Genomic DNA, 17528 nt, shown 5'->3' on the forward strand with positions numbered 1-17528 from the left:
ATGTCACACGCCCTGCAAATCCTCGTCGATGCCGATGCCTGTCCGGTGAAGGAGGAGGTCTACCGCGTGGCGCTGCGCCGCGAGGTGCCGGTGGTGATTGTCGCCAATTCCTATCTTCGCATTCCTGAACACCGTCTGGTCTCACGTCAGATCGTGACAGATGGCTTCGATGCCGCAGACGACTGGATTGCCGAACAGGCGGGGGAGGCGAGCCTCGTCATCACGGCGGATATCCTTCTGGCCCAAAGGGCGCTGGAGAAAGGCGCTCGCGTGCTGTCACCGACAGGCAAGCCCTTCACCGATGCGTCCATCGGCAATGCGGTCGCCGTGCGCGCGATCCATGCTGACCTCCGCGCAGGGCTCGGCGAGAATGCCCCCAAGGGCGCTGCGCCCTTCACGAAACAGGACCGCTCCCGCTTCCTGAACGCGATGGACACTGCGCTCGTCGCGCTGAAAAAGGCGAACTAGCGCACCACCGGTTCAAGCAGTTTGAACGTCCCGGCGTCGGCATCCATTTCGACGAGCCCGCCTTCCGGCACGGTGAACTGGTCCGTCAGATGGCCGATGAAGGCCCCGCTAAAGGCCGGCACGCCGAGCGGCTTCAGGTGATGGTCCAGCACTTCGGTCAGGGTGAAGCCGCCAATACTGCTGCCCTGGCTGCAATCGGTGCAATTGCCGACGATGACCCCGGCAACGCGGCCGAGGATGCCCGCCTGGCCGAGCTGTGTCAGCATCCGGTCCACGCGGTAGACCGCCTCGTCGATATCCTCGAAGAACAGGATCGCGCCGTCGAATGCGGGCAGGTAGGGCGTGCCGACCAGCGCCGTCATGACAGTGAGGTTCCCGCCCAGCAGGCGCCCGCGGGCCGTGCCCGGCGTGATCGTCTGTGTACGCCATTTCCGCTGCACCAGCCGGTCTTCAGTGGCAACCGGGTTCACATAGTCCGGCGTCGCGGCATCAAACAGCAGCGGCTTGAACGTTTCCAGCGATTGCTTGCCCCAGGCAGAAATCCCAACCGGGCCATGGAAGGTGACCATGCCGGTTTTGGCCTGGATGGCCATGTGCAGCGCCGTGATGTCGCTATAGCCGATCAGCGCTTTCGGGTTCTGGGCGATCAGGTCGAAATCGAGATAGGGCAGGATGCGCGCCGTACCCCAGCCGCCGCGCACGCTCATGATTGCGTTGACATCCTTGTCGCCGAACATCTGGTTCACGCCGTCGGCGCGGGCCTTGTCATCCCCGGCGAAATAGCCGTCCCGGTCGAGGATATTGTGCGCGCGTTTCGACTTCAGGCCGAGATTGCCGAGCGCTTCCTCGATCAGCGTGATGGCGAGGGGTTCCCATGTGGCAGACGCCGGTTCGATCAGGCCGACCGTATCGCCCGCCTTCAGCCGTGGCGGCAGGAGGACCGGCGCACCGCCAATTTTCACTTTCGTTTGTGCGGCTGCCTCCATGCCTGCCTGTGGCCCCAGCGCCAGCACCGCACCCGCCGCCCCCAACATCTGTCTCCGGTTCATGGTTTTCGAGTTCCCTACGCAAATCGCTCTCTGTCGCACAGACGCGCGACCGTTCTCTCATATCAGGATATAGAGTATTGATAGGCCTGAAGATGGTTCAACCGTTCCCATCCACGAAAAGCGGACAATTGCCAGAATCTTGGTCGCTGAGCCTTTTCACAAGCATGACCACTTCTACTTTCTCAACGCGGTGGAAGTGGAGATGGTCGCGCTGAAGCGGGCGACAGGCTGCATCGGATGTCGAAGCGCGAGAACGGCTGACATGAGGTAACCCCCCGAATCCGCCAGCCTTCTCTAACCCCTATTTGCAGACCCCATCGCAGGAAGCAATTTTTTCCGGGATTTCGTCGAAGCTGGAAATTTTTCGGTACGCCTCACGGTAGAAAGTCTTAACAAGTAGCATAATGGACTTAGTATGCTGCGATAGGTTTTATGGGGATGCACGCATGGTCGACATATTCATCAGTTACAAACGGGAAGACCGTGACGTTGCAGAGAAGATTGCGAAAACCTTTTTATTGCGCGGCTTCCAGGTCTGGTGGGATATCGAGCTCTTGCCCGGAGCCGACTTCGTTGACGAGATCGATGAAATTATCGAGACCGCAAAAGCCACGATCGTCCTTTGGTCCAACAAAGCTAAAACCTCGCAATATGTTCGCGCGGAAGCGTTGAAATCATTCAAACTTAAGAGCCTGGTTCCGATCCATATCGAGAGAATTGATGATCTCCCGGTGCCGTTCAACGGCCTTCATGCACACGATCTGACCTCGTGGAACGGCGACCCTCTCGCGATCGAACTCGACGGCCTGGTCAAGGTCGTGGAAGCGAAGACCGGGAAGTCATCCATCTATGTTGAGCAGAACGACGAACAAATCGAAACACGGTTGAAGCAATACGATGTCGAAGCGGATTTCTGGAAGGGCATCGTCGAGAAAAAGAAGCCAACCGCCCAGGATTATGCGCTCTATCTGAGGCGGTACGGCGAAGTTGGCCAATTCTCGCACACTGCGGAGCGCCGTAGGCTGGCCGCGCTCCGGAAGGCCCGTTCGTTCCGGTCCAGACTTGTCGGTGCGTTGATCCTCACGGCGGCAGTCGCCGCAGTCGCTCTTAATTTCAATTCCATTTCCGCATCGGCCCTGCAACTGCTCGACCGGAAGTATGTTTGCTCTGAGGCCTGGGCGAGGTTGGAGCGATCCACAAGCATGCAGGAATATGAGCGGTTTGTGAGTGAGTGTCCCGGAAGTCCGAATCTCATACAGGCGAAAGCTAGGGCTTCGGTCCTGGCAACATGGGCAAGTGGCGAGCAAAACAATGAGGCATTCATTGTTGAGCTCCTTAATGACCTCGATATGTATCCAGGCTTGGAAATCAAACTTACCGATCAATTGCGGGCTCTCAGAGAACAATCGGAGCCGGAGTGGGCCACGCTTTTCGGATCGGTGGACGTCCGCGATGTTGCCTCGCTGTATGCCTTTCTAAGGCAGTCTCCGCCGGACTCGTATAAAGAACAGGTCCTGGCGAGGTTGGCAAAGTTGGGTGCGCCGGCATTGCAGGATGCACGGGAGACCGGTCCGGAATCCAAGGCGGGTGTCCTTGTGGACCCAGCCCAATTGGAGCCGTTCTCCCTTTTCAGGGACTGCGCGAATTGTCCCGAAATGGTCGCCATACCGGCAGGCTCGTTCGAAATGGGCAGCCGTAGTCTGTACAAGAATAATCCGGACAGGAGCGACGAACTTCCTCAACACCCGGTATCCATCGCCAAGCCCTTTGGAATAGGCCGCTACGAAGTGACGTTCGACGAATGGGATGCCTGCGTGGCGGATGGCTATTGCCAGGCCACCAGGGACGAGGGCTTCGGCAAGGGCAGCCGCCCTGTAATCTATGTGAGTTGGGTGGATATTGTTGGTGATGATACCGCGACCAGCCAATCCGGCTTCATTGCATGGTTGAACTCGAAAACGCCTGACAGTGTGGTATATCGCCTCCCAAGCGAAGCAGAGTGGGAATACGCCGCCACACAGGCCGTCAATATTGATTCAGGAATGCACAATCCAGGCGCGCCTGACGAGCAGTCCATATGTGAATATGCAAACACTCTGGATTCGTCGGTGGAGACGAATCTCTTCGGAAGCCGGAAGTCTTCCTGCAATGACGGATACGGTGTGATGACCGCACCGGTCGGAAGTTTTGCGCCTAACGAATTTGGAATCTACGATTTGATCGGAAACGTCTATGAGCGGGTTTCCGATTGTTACAACCCCTCTTACAATATTGAAAACAGGCCAGATAATGGCGAGCCACGCCTGTCCGGGGATTGTGAAAACAGGAAGATCCTTCGGGGGGGAGCCTACAACTCGGCGATCGAGTTAAACAGGCCACAGTATCGCTATTTCAGCCAACCGAATGTGAGACAGAACAATTTCGGCTTTCGCGTTGCGCGGGACATTCCGGAAGCGCCGGATTTTCTCAGGCAGTGATTTTAGCTACAGAAGCCGCTGTTTCCTGCAACAACGCCCTTTATCAGACATCTGAACTTCCTGGGTCAGGCCAGGAATAGCGGTTTTTATCGAATTTGAGTCTGCGGAAGCGCTTCAGGCCAAAGGCCGCAATCAGAGCGATATTAGCCTCCCCCTGATTCAGAGGTTCATCTGGCTCTGCGTCGTCAGGGCGACGAGTTTGCCGTCTTCGCGTTCGATGCGGGTTTGCCAGACCTGCAGGCGGCGGCCGATGCTGACGGGGGTGGCGGTTGCAGTGAGGACAGAGCCTGCGGGGGCGGCGGCGATGAGGTTCGTCTTGCTTTCGGGCGTGGTGGTCGTCTTCGCGCCGTCAGGCAGGTTGAGGAAGGCGCCGAGGGCGCCGGCGCAGTCGGCCAGCGTCATCAGGAACCCGCCATGGGCGATGCCGCCGGCGGTGCAGAGATCGTCCCGGACGGTCGCCCGCGCGACGATCCTGTCCTTTCCAGCTTCGATCACTTCAAAGCCGATCAGTTTCGCAAAAGGCATCGAGGCGGCGAGGGCGGCAAGCTGGTCAGCGGTCATTTCCGGCTCCTGTACATGGTGTTTACATGTTGTTTTCATTGGATTGTACATGGTCCGGAGGGCGGACTTATCCAACAGGCTACCCCTCCGGCGGGGGAGGCCAAGGCCTGCCCGCGCGGCAGCGCTCATACTTGCCCTTAACCGCTTTCATGCTAGAGCCCGTTCATGAACGGGATCACACTCCATAAGGGCGACCTGCCGGCCGGGCTCGACTTCGGCCCCCTCGTCGCCATCGACTGCGAGGCCATGGGCCTCAACCTCCACCGGGACAATCTGACCCTCGTCCAGCTTTCCAGCGGCGACGGCACGGCGCACCTGGTGCAGCTCGGCCGGGACTATGACTGCCCGAACCTGAAGGCGCTGCTGACCGATCCGAAGGTCGTGAAGATCTTCCATTTCGGCCGCTATGACATTGCCATGATGCTGCGCTGGATGGGAATCACCTGCGCGCCGGTCTGGTGCACCAAGATCGCTTCCAAGCTCGCCCGCACCTATACAGACCGCCACGGCCTGAAGGATGTCGCCCGCGAAGTGGCCGGGGTCGAGCTGTCGAAGACGCAGCAAAGCTCCGACTGGGGCACCGCCGAGCTCAGCGATGCGCAGATGCAGTATGCCGCCTCCGATGTGCTGTACCTGCACCGGATCAAGGCTGGCCTCGAAGCCATGCTGATCCGCGAAGGCCGGCTGGAAATGGCGCAGGCCTGCTTCGATTTCCTGCCCATGCGCGCCCGGCTGGACCTTGCCGGATGGGACGAGCAGGACATTTTCGCCCATAGCTGACCGATGGTCATGCCTTCGCCGCTTTTGTCACGGCAGGATCGCGGGTAAACAAAACAGCTGAGTTGCTTACAGGTTTGCCAACGGCATGGACGCCGCCACACATCACGATCCGGCCTCACTCTGGGCCCCGCGCCGCCAGCTGACGCTGGCGCAGGCCCGCAAGCGGTCGGAACGCGTGCGGATGCTGCGAATGTTGTTCGTGGCCTGCGCGGCGGTTTCGATCGGGTTCTTTGCCGGACACGTCATCAAGAGCGCCCTGACAGCCGAATCAAAGCCGGTCAGCGTGACGAAAGATGAGTCCGTGACCATGGTGAACCCCCGTTTCACGGGCCGGGATTCGACAGGACAAAGCTTCCAGATCACGGCAGATGCCGCCCGCCGCCGCCGGGGCATGGACCAGGCGGTCGATCTGGTCGGCCCGGTCCTGACTGACGAAGCAGGCAGCCAGGTCAGGGCGCCGTCCGGCATGTACGACCGCGCCGCCGGCATTCTGGAACTCTATGACGATGTCAGCATTACGGATGCATCGGGCTACACCTTCATGTCGCTCGGGGCGCGGGTCTTCGTCGGGGAAGGCCGGATCGAGGGCCTGTCGCCGCTACAGGGAAAGGGTCCCCTTGGCGACATCCGCTGCGACTCGTATGAAGTTCTGGACGACGGCAACCGCATTGTCTGTGCAGGCAATGTGCGCACTGTAATATATCCGGCGACCGAGGAAGATACGCCGGTGCAATTGGAAACGACGGGTGAAGGTGACACAGATGGCTCGAATTAGGATTCTTGGTGCATTGCTGGCCGGCTTGTTTGCGGTCACCGCCGCTCCCTTTGCCGCCCCGGCCAACGCCCAGATCTCGTCCGAAGGCGGGCCGATCTACATCAATTCCGACCGCACCGAGAGCCTGGAGCGCGAACGCAAGGTGTTGCTGATCGGAAATGTCGACATCCAGCAGGGCGATGCCCGCCTGCGCGCCGACCAGGTGACCATGGTCTTCGCCAGCAAGGAAGGTGGCGGCACCAGCACGGTGGGGGGCAGTTTCGGCCAGATCGAGTCGATGACCGCCGAGGGTGAGGTCTTCTATGTGACGCCCGAATTGAAGGCGAAGGGTGACCAGGGGGTCTATGTCGCCACCACCGATACAATTACGATGACCGGCAATGTTGCCCTGATGCGCGGCCGCGATGTCGCCGAAGGCGAAGTGCTGAAACTTGAGATCGGCAACCGGCGCACCACATTGGATGGCGGTGACGGCCGCACGCGCATGATGATCGACCCGGATTCCGAAAACGGGTCGAATGGATAAATTTCAAAAGGATCGTGAAACCGATCTTAAGCATGTGAAGATATCAGTCGTACCGGGCAACGAACGCCCGCACTGAAAGGGATTTCTGAGAAAGATGACCGAGCCGGCCGAAGGCCTTGTCGTTAAGAATATTGCCAAGGCATTTGGCAAGCGACAGGTCGTGCGGGATGTCTCGCTTTCTCTTCAGCGCGGGGAAGTCGTTGGCCTGCTTGGACCCAACGGGGCCGGCAAAACGACCTGCTTTTACATGATCATGGGCCTTATCGGCGTCGATTCGGGGGAGATTTCGATCGACGGCGAGGATGTAACCCGTCTTCCGATGTATCAGCGCGCACGCCTCGGCGTGGGTTATCTTCCGCAGGAAGCCTCCATTTTCCGGGGCATGACGGTAGAAGAAAACGTATTGGCCGTGGCGGAACTGGTCGAAAAAGACCGCGCCGCCCGTATGGCACAGGTCGATAGCCTGCTCAGCGAACTGCACGTGGAACATCTGCGTCACCAGGCCGCCACCTCCCTGTCGGGGGGGGAACGCCGCCGTGTCGAGATTGCCCGCGCGCTCGCATCGCGTCCAAGCTTCATGCTACTGGACGAACCGTTCACCGGTATCGACCCGCTTGCCATATCCGACATTTCAGACCTTGTACGCTACCTGAAGCAGCGTGGCCTGGGCGTCCTGATCACGGACCACCAGGTGCGCGAGACGCTCCAGATCGTCGACCGGGCCTATGTGATGTATGATGGCGAAGTGCTCTTCAACGGCTCGCCGGAAAGCGTGCTGAAGAATGAGGACGTGCGCAGGGTCTATCTGGGTGAACAGTTCGCCGCTTGATTTCAGGGGGCGCGGCTTATGGCCATGAAACAATCACTCGACATGCGCCAGGGCCAGTCCCTGGTTATGACGCCGCAACTGCAGCAGGCGATCAAGCTGCTGCAGCTTTCCAACCAGGAACTTGCTGAGTTCGTCGAAGCAGAGATCGAGCGCAATCCGCTGCTCCAGAAAGCCGAAGACAATGAAGGTCCCGGCGAAGGCAGCGAGCCGGCGCGCCGCGAAGAGATGTCGCTCGACGACCGCTCGGGCATGGGCGAGGCGCGCGAACAGCTGGACGCCCCGGGCGAGGATGTCTTCGAACCGGGCACAGGTTCCGACAATGCGATGCCGGCAGGCGTTTCTGGTCCCTCCGCCAAGGCTGACTGGTCCGGCATCGGGGCAGGGCCTGCGAGCGACGATTTCGATGCGGCTTCCAACGCATCCTCCGGCATCACGCTCAACCAGCACCTGCACGAACAGCTGCAACTCGCCGGGCTTTCGGCGGCAGATCGCATGATTGCGGCCCGTTTGATCGACGAGACCGATGATGGCGGCTACCTCCGCACAACCGTTGAAGAAGTCGCCAAGGATCTCGGCGCCGATGAGGCCAATGTCGAGGCGGTGCTGCGGGTCTGTCAGGGCTTCGAGCCGACGGGCGTGATGGCCCGTTCCATCCCGGAATGCCTGGCGCTGCAGCTGAAAGAGCGCGGCCGCTATGATCCGGCCATGGAAGCGATGATCGAGAACCTCGCGCTCGTTGCCAAGCATGATCTGAAAACCCTGTCTGACCGCTGCGGCGTCGGCAAGGAAGACCTGATGGAGATGATGACGGAGCTGCGCCAGCTTTCGCCGAAGCCGGGTGCCGGCTATTCCTCCGACACGACCATCGCCGTCCAGCCGGACGTTTATGTGCGGGAACTGCCCAACGGCATGTTCGCCGTCGAACTGAATTCCGACACGCTGCCGCGCGTGCTGATGGACAAGGCCTATTATGCCGAAGTCTCGGCGCTGAAGATGCGCGAGCAGGAGAAGGAATTCATCTCCGAATGCGCCGCGTCTGCCAGCTGGCTGATCAAGTCGCTGGACCAGCGTGCCCGCACCATCCTGAAAGTGGCGAGCGAGATCGTGCGCCAGCAGGACGCCTTCTTTGCGCACGGCGTGGCACACCTGAAGCCGCTCAACCTGAAACAGGTGGCCGATGCGATCGAGATGCACGAGTCGACCGTCAGCCGTGTGACGACGAACAAATACATGTCGACGCCGCGCGGATTGTTTGAATTGAAATACTTCTTCTCCGCCGCCATCCCGGCGACCGGAGGCGGGGAGGCGCACTCCGCCGAAGCCGTCCGTTACCGGATCAAGCAGCTGATCGAGAAGGAAGACCCGGAAGACGTGCTCTCCGACGATCAGATCGTGGAAATCCTGACCGGCTACGGCGTCGAGATAGCCCGCCGCACGGTGGCGAAATACCGCGAAAGCCTGAACATCCCCTCCAGCGTCCAGCGCCGCCGCATCAACCGCGCGAGCGCCTGAGGCGGTTCCAGGTCGGTGTCCGCCGCCGGCTGAAACGGGGCTCTCACAAGCATAGACGCACAAGCGCCACCGGAAGCGGGCGATCCTGCTTCTGGAGATTGGCGCGATTGTTCAATTCCGCCGGAGCAAACCGGGATAGGCGTGGCTCATACCGCCGATGGAGCCCGTCATGTCACGCAAATCCGCCTTCGATCTGAATGACCGCACCGTATTGATCACGGGAGGGGCACGCGGGATCGGACGGGCCTTGTCCGAAGCGCTGCTGGCGCATGGATGTACGATTATCCCGGTCGGAAGGGATCGCGCTGCGCTGGACGCGTTCGCGAGACAGCATCCGGGGCGTGTGCATCCCTGGTGCGCTGATCTGAGCAATCCCCGGAACGTCGACGCATTGGTCCGTGACCTGCCCGGAGCCCATCCGGATCTTTCCCTTGTGGTGAACAATGCCGGCCTGCAGACGGCCGCCAACTATATCCAGGACGATGTTGAAGCGCTGGCGCCCGCCGCCCGACGCGAAATCGCCGTCAACTTTGATGCCGTTGTGCGGCTGTCGACCGGCTTGCTGCCTTTCCTGCTGACCAGGCGATCTGCTGGCATTGTGAATATTTCCTCCTCCCTCGCAGTCGCTCCGAAAAAGTCCGCCCCTGTCTATTGCGCAACGAAAGCGGGCGTGAGGAATTTCACCCGGGCACTGTCCTACCAGTGCGAAGATCAAGCCCCTCATGTCCGCATTTTCGATGTTGTCATGGGGCTGGTCGACACCGACATGACGGCAGGCCGCGCAAGCGGAAAGATACCACCCGCGCAAGCGGCGCACGAAATCCTTGAAGGGGTCCGGCGCGGGCATGGAACCATTCCCGTTGCACAGGCCAAGGCATTGCTCGCGATCGCACGAATTGCCCCGGGTCTGGCTGCGCGTGTGTTGCGAAATTCGTGAAGCTGGATTTGCGCGGTTGCTTCTGACCACAGGTGGTGCCGGTCAGTTGCTTTCGGCGGCCGTTTCATCTGTGGCCATCACATCACGGAAGACCTTGGGCGTCATGTTCGTCACGCGCAGGAAGTCACGCTGAAAATGCGCCTGATCGGCATACCCGCAGCAATAGCCGATTTCCGCAATCGATGTGTCCGTTTCGGTGAGGAGCCTGGATGCCTCTCGCATTCGTGCGCGCCGGAGCACGCTCGAAAAACTTCTGCCCGTCGCCTTCAGATGACGCTGAAGCGACCGTTCTGAATAGGCAAGGCCGCGCGCGGCATCTGCCAATCGCCAGCCTCGGCCGATGTCGTGGGCCAGGTGGTCGGCCAATTGGTCATTCAACGGACGGTCAGGATATGATTCAGGCTTGGGGGGTGTTCCTGTGCCGTCTTCCGACCACACAATTGCAAATGTATCGAGGCGCCCGTCGGCAGGTGATACGGCGCGAAACTCGGCTTTTGCGATCTCCCGGCTGTCGATCTGCAAACGGCAGTTTTTCGCACCGATCGCCTCCAGAAAGCCGAGCAATACACCCGCAATGAGGTAGTTTTCGGCGACACCGGGCGGGGCTTGATGGCTCTCCCGCCGGCACAGCCATTGCCCGGCCATAGTCGCATCAATCCGGGTTCGGTGATGAGAGTGATGATACTGTTCAAGCCGCATCCATTTTTCAGCCAGCACCCGCGGATCGGTGGATTTGAGGAGCACTGCGAGAACCGGTGTCTCCTCGGCCAGGTGAAGATATTGCCCGACCATGAGCGGCGCACCGGCTCCATTCCGTTCCTGCAGCTGACTGAGAACCGTCCTTTTTCCGGAACCGGATATGAGCGCCTGGTCCATCGGGTCCGGTCGCGTTGAATCGCGAGACAGATCGGAGTCCATCGCGCCGATTGCCGTCACGAGCAGGCTTGTGAGCACTGTGCTGGTAAGTTCCGTCATGTGCACGTTCCAAAGGAAATCGCCTGAAAATGGCGCGATCCTTCAATGCAGGGCAAGCCATCAGGGCGATGTTTCGTCAGCATAAACAGCCAGTCTGAAAAGGAAACATCATGCACAAAAGCATCATGGCGGCTTTCTGCGCCGTCTTCGCCGTGGGCTGCACGACGTCAAAATCGATCCGTACTTCAATTGAAATCGATGCCACGCCGCAGAGGGTATTCGACGTCCTGTCCGATTTTTCGAAATATCCCCTTTGGAATCCGTATCATGTACGTGTCGTTGGGGACCCGGTCGCTGGGGCGCCGCTGGAAGTCAGGGTTTCGCGGCCCGACGGCAGAATCGTGGATGTTCCCCATGTCCACGTCATCCGCGCTGAACCCGGAGAGGCCCTGTACTGGGGAGGCGGGCCTGAGCACATCTTCAACGGTGAACATCGCTTCGATCTGGCCCCCCTGGATGGGGGCACGAGAACGCTGGTGCATCACGACGAGGATTTTTCCGGCTTGTTCATCGGGTTTGCCGATTTGCCGGTACCTGTCCTGACCGAAGGCTATGAGCAGATGAATGAAGCACTCAAAGCATGGGTCGAAGCGGATATGGACAGCGATGGCCGGGAATGAGCCTGGCCTGTGTTGTGCTTTGAATATCCCTTCCAGCGTCCCGCGCCGCCGGATGAACCGCACGAGCTGACCGGAAACAGAAATCCGGTCCTGCTTTACTCGAGGCGATTATTTATTCGTCCAGAAACTGTTTGACTATTCGCAGTGAAGCTTCGGGTTGATCATAGAAGATGAAGTGGCCAGCATCTTCTATGACTTCCAGTCTCGCGTCCTGAAAGAAGGGCAGATGTCTCTTCTGGTACTCCGCGCCATAGACTGTGTTGCAGGTGGAGCCGATGATCAGAGTCTTTCCGGCAAACTTGTGGGCATCGGAAATGAAATCCAGTTGGGCGAGAAGGTCCGGGTCATTCACATAGGCGATGACCGTTTCGTCCAGCGTTTTTCGGCTGGCCCGCCAGCCCTCGAAGTTTGCAGGTATGACGTTTCCGCAATGAACACCTTCGCCCGGCATCGCTGAAAACGCGTGGCTTATGATGTAGTCTTCGCGCGCATATTTGTCTTCGCCAACATCCACGCGCCAGGAATTGAGCCAGATCCATGCGAGTCGCGGATAGGCGCTCCAACCCGGACCCGATTGCCCCTCAAAGAAGGGCTCGGAAAGGTCTGGTCTCATTATTCCGGGTTCGATCAATACGATTTTTGAAACCTTGTCGGGATAACGGCTTGCATAGCCCGAGGCCATCATGGCGCCCCAACTGTGGCCCAGAAGCATGATCTTCCGGCCATTGCCGTAATGCTCCACAAACAGATCAAGATCGTCGAAGAAGCTATCGAGGTCGAGAACACCTTCATACTGTCGCGAAGACAGCCCTGTCATGCGCTGGTCATAGAAAACCAGGTGATAGTCGTCCGACAGTGGGGCGATGGGAAGAAGATTCCGGTAATCGCCTCCGGGACCGCCATGCAAAACGATGACAGTGGGATTGTCGGGGTTCCCCATGGTTTCGGAGTGAAACGTGTATCCGTTGAGTGTGACCGACGGCAGGGTTTCGTCCAGGTCGACGGTTGGAGCAAACGTGAACGGAAATAATTTGATGTAGGCAAATACAAGCAGCGCGACGCCGGCGACGCCAAAGAAAAGGAATGCAGCAATGCGTTTCAAAATATGCCCCCCATTTGGCACAACGTCTGATGAAGGTGTTGAAGCAGAGTATTCCGGCCGCGTTTCACATGTCCAGACTGCCCATCCCCGGATGAACAATGTCAGCTGCCGGCAAATACTTGCCCCTGACCGGGTAACGATGGACGCCTGCTACTCTGCAGGCGGGACCGATGTTTCCTCAGCAAACATCTCGTTCAGGTACGCCGCCAACCGTACGCCGCCTTTGGAGAGTTGCTGGCGCAGGAAGCCGCGGGTCTGGTAGACATAGTCGTAGGAGAGGATCTGGCTGTCCGGATAGATCTGGTCACGGATGGCTGCGCTCTCGTCGGCCCACTGGCCGGGCGTCGCAGCAGACCAGACGAGGACGTCTTCGGCCGTGATCTTCGTCGTCAGCCAATCGGTCCATTCCGTGTAGGAAAGTTCCTGGTTGTTGATCAGCAGCTCGTCCCAGACTTCGTGCAGATTGGTCAGCTCTTCGAAGAAGTAGCAGGTGAAGGAGTTGCCGCCGCGGTCTGTGCCGTTGCCGGCGTGCAGCGGCTGCTGAAGGTCACCCACAAGGTGGATGATGAAACGGAGGGCCAGCTGGCGCTGTTCCAGCGGCTGGGTCTCGTCCAGCGCGATGGCGCGGAAATGCTCCAGCGCGGTGATCGCATTGCCCTCCGGCGGCGGCGTGATGTCAGCATAGACCTCGCCTTCCGGGATGGTGACATAGTGCCAGGGATTGGCCTCGCGGCGCCAGAAATCGGATGTGTCCGAGCGCATGAAGTCCGGCCATTCGGAGGCTTCCGCCATGCTTTCTGCGCCGAGGATTTCTTTCACGGCTGCGGCCGCTTCGTCGCTCAGATAAGCATCTCCGACGGCGGCGACGACGCGGTGGCCGGTCTTGCCCCAGGCGTGGGCAGGGGAGGCCGCAATGGCGGCAAGGGTGAGGCTGAGCAGCAGGCGGCGCATGGCAGGTCTCCGGCAAGGTAGGCGACGGGAAAGGGTTGCCCGACTGTTGGCGTCATTTCCCGCCGAGGGCAAGCGCATCGACGTCATTGCGCTGTGGGAGGCTCGGCTGTGCGCCCGGCCGAGTACAGGCGAGCGCTCCGGCTGTGACGGCGAAGGCGAGCGCTTCCTGCGGGGATTTCCCCTCGATCAGTGCGACCGTGAGGGCAGCAGTGAACGTGTCGCCCGCACCAACCGTATCGACCACCCGCACCTTCGGTGGCGCGGCCCGGGCGATTTCCTGCCCTTGCTTGTAGAGCACCGCGCCCTCCGCCCCGAGCGAGACGGCGACAAGGGCGCCACTAGTCATCAGTCGGTCGCCATAAGTCGCCGCTTCGGTCTCGTTGACACTGAGAAGATCCGCCATGGTCATGAGTTGGTCCGGTATGGTCAGGGCCGGGGCGAGGTTCAGGCTGACAAAACCGGTCGCTTTTTCCGCCGCCGCCATGAGGGCGGGTACCGGCACTTCCAGCACGCCCATCATGTGCTCGATGGGCAGGTGCGCCAGGTCATCCGGGCGTAGTACATTGTTGGCGCCGGGGCAGACGACGATCAAATTCTCGCCGGAGTTGGCATCGACGGCAATCAGCGCAACGCCCGTCGTCTCGCCATTCACATGCGCGACTTCGGACAGGTCCACACCGCCTTCCTGCAGCAGTTTCAACGCATCGTCGGCCATGTCATCGGCGCCGACCGCGCCCACCATCCGAACGTCCGCGCCGAGGCGGCGGGCTGCCAGCGCCTGGTTCGCGCCCTTGCCGCCGGGATGACGGGCAAGGCGGGCCCCGCCGACGGTTTCACCCGGCCGGGGCAGGGCAGGGCCGGTCGCCACGATGTCGAGATTGATGGAGCCAATGACGCTGATCATGTGCGCTCCATCAGCGAGGCCATGAGATCAAAGAAGCCATCCGCGTCAGCAGCTGTGACCCAGTCATGCGGGCCGCTGGTCGCTGCGGAGAGGCAGGTCTGGCCGAAGCGTTCGCCTTCCTCGGTGACAATGCTGACATTGGTCGACTTCACGTCGAACAGGTGCGGGGCCAGCAGGAAGGCAATGGTGGACGGATCGTGCATCGGCGACTTGCGGCCTTCCTTCCAGCGGCCTTCCAGTTCGTTTCCGGCCTCCAGCAGCTGCACCATGATCGCGGCGCGCTCGGTGGGAATGGCTTTCATGCGTTCGATGCGCGGCAGCTCTGCGCGCACCGTGTGAGTCACATCGAGGCTCATCACGGTCGCGCGGATGCTGGACTTGAACACAATGGCGGCCGCGTGCGGATCGGCAAAGACATTGAATTCGGAGAAGGGCGTGATGTTGCCGCCCTCGCTGTCGGCACCCGCCATCAGGACAAGGCGGGAGATGCCTTCTGCGATGGACGGATCCAGGATCAGGGCAGCGGCGATATTTGTCATCGGGCCTGTCACGACGAGTGTGTATTCGCGAGGGGCTGCTGCTTTCAGCGTATCGGTGAGGAACGTCACCGCATGGCCGTCGGCCAAAGGCGTGTCCGGCTCGAATGGGTCGAGGCCGGCGATGCCGCTTTCGCCATGGAAGTCTTCTGCCGTCACCGGCGCGCGCAGGATCGGGCAGGGGCAGCCCGCATAGACGGGCACATCCGACCGGCCCATCAGCTGGCACATCATGCGGGCGTTCCGGCTGGTGAGGCTCAGCGGCACGTTCCCGGCGACGGTGGTGATCGCACGCACGTCCAGCGCATCGCTCGCCAGCGCCATCATCAGCATCACGGCATCATCGACACCGGGATCACAATCGATGATCAGGGGCAGGCTCATGCGTGAGACGCCCGCTCAGCCCGCAGGTCCGCAATAGCATCGAGGAAAGACTGTTCCAGCGGCGGACTTTCCATGGGCGTTCCGAGGGCTTCGAGGGCCATGTCTGCGGTGACCTGTTCCTTTCCCCGGCCTTTGAGCCGCGCAATCATCCGGCTGGTCGCGATCGTCCGTCCCCGACTGACAAAAGTGTGCCGGAAACACATATAGGTGCCGTCCCAGCCGACCATGCGTGTTTGCAGTTCGAATTTCTGCGGAAACTTCATGGAGTGAAAATAGGTCAACGCTTCGTGCTGGATGATGGGCACCCATCCGCGCGCGCGGAAAGCCTTTAACGTGCCGGTACGGCCCATGAAATTCATGATGCCGAGGTCCGTGAACGAGGCATAGCGGGAATTGGTCATGTGCCCCATCGGATCATGGTCGCCGAGCCAGACGGCAGAGCGGATCGTATGCACGTCCAGGATGTGGGTTTTCGTTTTTGAAAACCAGGCCGGGAGCAGGATCCGGAGGAGTCGGAAAAACAGGTTCATGGGGGCAGGACGCCTCCTCGTCACAGACACAGACACGACGGAAGGTTGTTGCAGCTGTGTAGTCTCCACTACACCGCCAAGCTTCCTCCCGCCCGCGACTATGGGGCGGAGCGCGCCGAATGCAAGTCAAAGACGGACCTTTGCCGCTCGCATCGCAGCACGCCCGGAGAAAGGCGCAAAAAAAGGGTCAGTTCTTTCTGAACTGACCCAAAGAGCAGGTAAGATGGAGAAGCGCCAGGATTGGAACTTCATGAGGGCGTATGCGCAACGCGCCTCGACCGTTCCAATTTTCATGAGATTTACGGTTAATAAAACAAGGCGTTAAGTTAACCCTGTTTGCGCCGTCCATACAGGATGAGCAGAGCGACAAGCCCGATTGATGTGCCCTGGCTGGAAAAGGCCTCCAGCATCAGGGCAAAGAACCATGAGGGCAGATTGGTACGGGTCTGCGCCTCGGTCAGCAGGTTTCCGTTGCCCTGGCCGAGCAGCTCGGCATTCGCCGCTTCGATCTTGGCTTGCAGCTCGTCCCGGCGTTTGGCGAGACCCAGTTCGTTCTGGGCATCGCGATAGGGCTTCTGCTCGGTGCGTCCTACACGTTCCACTTCAGAGAGATAGGACTCCAGCCCTTCGACGGACCGGGTCTCCGGCGGAATGCCTTCCAGCTGGCGGCGCCAGTCGGCGATTTGCGATTCCAGCACGCCGCGATTTGTGTCTGCGCGCACGATTTCTTGGGCAGCCGCCGTATTGTTGGCGGCGATGAAGCGCTCTGTTCCGATGATGGATGTGCCCATGCCGGCCAGCGCGAAGATCAGCGCCCGCCAGCCCTCCTTCATCCGGTGATTGGCCGTGTGCCAGTAGAAGAAGGTAAAGCCGCCAAAGGAGATGACGGCCGCGATGACGCCGGTCCAGCCCCAGATGCCGGACTGGAGCGGATCGGCAACCGAGCTGGAAAAGGCCTGGTAATTGGCAAATCCCGACAGCGCTGCGGCAGCGAGACCGGCCGTGAGGAAGACCAGCGCCAGCAGGGAGATGATGAACTTCTCTCCGTTGAACGGCTTCTTTTCCTTTGGCTTCAGGTGCGGGAAGCGCTCCTCCAGCTTGTCCGCCTCGCCCAGCGTTTTCACTTTCGCTTCGTGCTTTGCGAGGTTCCGGCTGATCTTGGCTGGTGCTGGTGTGAAGTCGGCGTCCTGAACCACAGGACGGACCGCCGGGACCGGAGCTTCATCTTCCCGGATCAACTCGGCTTCCAAGGGAAGGGGTTGCAGTTCCTGTGCACGTTGGCGGCGGACCTCTTCTTTCAGGCGGACCAGGTCTGTGAAACTGCCGTCGGAACCGCAATTCAGGCACCTGAACGTGCCTTGCTTGCGATTGAGGATCAGCGAGTTTTCCCCCGCCTGGCGGCAATCGGGTGTTAGGTCGCACAGCGTGCGGACTTCGCTTTCGTCCTGGCTCGACTCGAAGTCGACACCGAGTTCCTCAAGCTGCTGGATCGCCTGCAGGAGACGTTCATCCGCCATGAAGTTCTGACCCCGTTCGCTTGGCGCGAACGCGCCCCGGCACTGGTTTGTCTATCCGAATCCCTGCGCCGCAGTCACCCCTGTCTGTCACCCAT

Annotated in this window: 18 protein-coding genes; 9 read left to right on the forward strand and 9 right to left on the reverse strand. The window is 60.2% G+C overall.

The window, feature by feature from the left end; all coding sequences use genetic code 11:
* Positions 1-468, forward strand: a complete 468-nt coding sequence (locus tag R3C98_RS05605) for a YaiI/YqxD family protein (protein ID WP_371313128.1) — start codon at positions 1-3, stop codon at positions 466-468.
* Here the strand turns inward: R3C98_RS05605 and R3C98_RS05610 are convergent.
* The gene (locus tag R3C98_RS05610; RefSeq protein WP_371313129.1) at positions 465-1517 is read right to left on the reverse strand and encodes an LD-carboxypeptidase; all 1053 of its coding nucleotides are present in this window, start codon (positions 1515-1517) and stop codon (positions 465-467) included. The genes R3C98_RS05605 and R3C98_RS05610 overlap by 4 nt on opposite strands.
* 446 nt (positions 1518-1963) lie before the next feature.
* Between R3C98_RS05610 and R3C98_RS05615 the strand changes: the two genes are divergently transcribed.
* Positions 1964-3994: an SUMF1/EgtB/PvdO family nonheme iron enzyme gene (locus tag R3C98_RS05615; RefSeq protein ID WP_371313130.1), complete on the forward strand. Its 2031-nt coding sequence runs from the start codon at positions 1964-1966 to the stop codon at positions 3992-3994.
* A gap of 159 nt (positions 3995-4153) precedes the next feature.
* Here R3C98_RS05615 and R3C98_RS05620 read toward each other — a convergent pair whose 3' ends face one another.
* The gene (locus tag R3C98_RS05620; RefSeq protein WP_371313131.1) at positions 4154-4555 is read right to left on the reverse strand and encodes a PaaI family thioesterase; all 402 of its coding nucleotides are present in this window, start codon (positions 4553-4555) and stop codon (positions 4154-4156) included.
* A 165-nt stretch (positions 4556-4720) separates the two neighbouring features.
* Here R3C98_RS05620 and R3C98_RS05625 point away from each other — a divergent pair, with 165 nt between their 5' ends.
* The 6 genes from R3C98_RS05625 (at position 4721) to R3C98_RS05650 (ending at position 9914) form a co-directional block, all read left to right on the forward strand.
* Positions 4721-5335, forward strand: coding sequence for a ribonuclease D (locus R3C98_RS05625; RefSeq protein ID WP_371313132.1), 615 nt, complete (start codon positions 4721-4723; stop codon positions 5333-5335).
* Positions 5336-5420: 85 nt separating this feature from the next.
* Complete coding sequence (locus R3C98_RS05630; RefSeq protein WP_371313133.1) at positions 5421-6110, forward strand: hypothetical protein; 690 nt, start codon at positions 5421-5423, stop codon at positions 6108-6110.
* Entirely contained in the window at positions 6097-6636 is a 540-nt protein-coding gene (locus tag R3C98_RS05635; RefSeq protein ID WP_371313134.1) for an LptA/OstA family protein, read from the forward strand. The genes R3C98_RS05630 and R3C98_RS05635 overlap by 14 nt, the downstream gene beginning before the upstream one ends.
* Positions 6637-6730: 94 nt before the next feature.
* Entirely contained in the window at positions 6731-7465 is a 735-nt protein-coding gene (gene lptB, locus R3C98_RS05640) for an LPS export ABC transporter ATP-binding protein (protein WP_371313135.1), read from the forward strand.
* A gap of 18 nt (positions 7466-7483) precedes the next feature.
* Positions 7484-8977 carry an RNA polymerase factor sigma-54 gene (gene rpoN / locus R3C98_RS05645; RefSeq protein ID WP_371313136.1) on the forward strand — a complete coding sequence of 498 codons (1494 nt, stop codon included), beginning with the start codon at positions 7484-7486 and terminating at the stop codon, positions 8975-8977.
* A 169-nt stretch (positions 8978-9146) separates the two neighbouring features.
* Positions 9147-9914, forward strand: coding sequence for an SDR family oxidoreductase (locus R3C98_RS05650; protein WP_371313137.1), 768 nt, complete (start codon positions 9147-9149; stop codon positions 9912-9914).
* Between the two features lie 42 nt (positions 9915-9956).
* On the opposite strand, the gene R3C98_RS05655 is transcribed toward R3C98_RS05650, so the two are convergent.
* A complete protein-coding gene (locus tag R3C98_RS05655; protein ID WP_371313138.1) occupies positions 9957-10889 on the reverse strand; it encodes a helix-turn-helix transcriptional regulator in 933 nt (310 codons plus the stop codon).
* A gap of 110 nt (positions 10890-10999) precedes the next feature.
* Between R3C98_RS05655 and R3C98_RS05660 the strand changes: the two genes are divergently transcribed.
* Entirely contained in the window at positions 11000-11509 is a 510-nt protein-coding gene (locus R3C98_RS05660) for an SRPBCC family protein (protein WP_371313139.1), read from the forward strand.
* Between the two features lie 112 nt (positions 11510-11621).
* Here R3C98_RS05660 and R3C98_RS05665 read toward each other — a convergent pair whose 3' ends face one another.
* The 6 genes from R3C98_RS05665 to R3C98_RS05690 form a co-directional block, all read right to left on the reverse strand.
* The gene (locus R3C98_RS05665) at positions 11622-12710 is read right to left on the reverse strand and encodes an alpha/beta fold hydrolase (RefSeq protein ID WP_371313140.1); all 1089 of its coding nucleotides are present in this window, start codon (positions 12708-12710) and stop codon (positions 11622-11624) included.
* A gap of 51 nt (positions 12711-12761) precedes the next feature.
* Positions 12762-13562 (reverse strand): S1/P1 nuclease, encoded by an 801-nt coding sequence (locus R3C98_RS05670; protein WP_371313141.1) that lies wholly within the window; start codon positions 13560-13562, stop codon positions 12762-12764.
* A gap of 52 nt (positions 13563-13614) precedes the next feature.
* Positions 13615-14466, reverse strand: coding sequence for a ribokinase (locus tag R3C98_RS05675; protein ID WP_371313142.1), 852 nt, complete (start codon positions 14464-14466; stop codon positions 13615-13617).
* Positions 14463-15386: a nucleoside hydrolase gene (locus tag R3C98_RS05680; RefSeq protein ID WP_371313143.1), complete on the reverse strand. Its 924-nt coding sequence runs from the start codon at positions 15384-15386 to the stop codon at positions 14463-14465. Before R3C98_RS05680 ends, R3C98_RS05675 begins: the two co-directional genes overlap by 4 nt.
* Positions 15383-15916, reverse strand: coding sequence for a thioesterase family protein (locus tag R3C98_RS05685; protein ID WP_371313144.1), 534 nt, complete (start codon positions 15914-15916; stop codon positions 15383-15385). Before R3C98_RS05685 ends, R3C98_RS05680 begins: the two co-directional genes overlap by 4 nt.
* A 326-nt stretch (positions 15917-16242) precedes the next feature.
* A complete protein-coding gene (locus R3C98_RS05690) occupies positions 16243-17433 on the reverse strand; it encodes a hypothetical protein (RefSeq protein WP_371313145.1) in 1191 nt (396 codons plus the stop codon).
* Positions 17434-17528 lie beyond the last annotated feature (95 nt).

The sequence above is a fragment of the Hyphomonas sp. genome (assembly GCF_041398465.1).
In the GTDB taxonomy this organism is placed as follows: Bacteria; Pseudomonadota; Alphaproteobacteria; order Caulobacterales; family Hyphomonadaceae; genus Hyphomonas.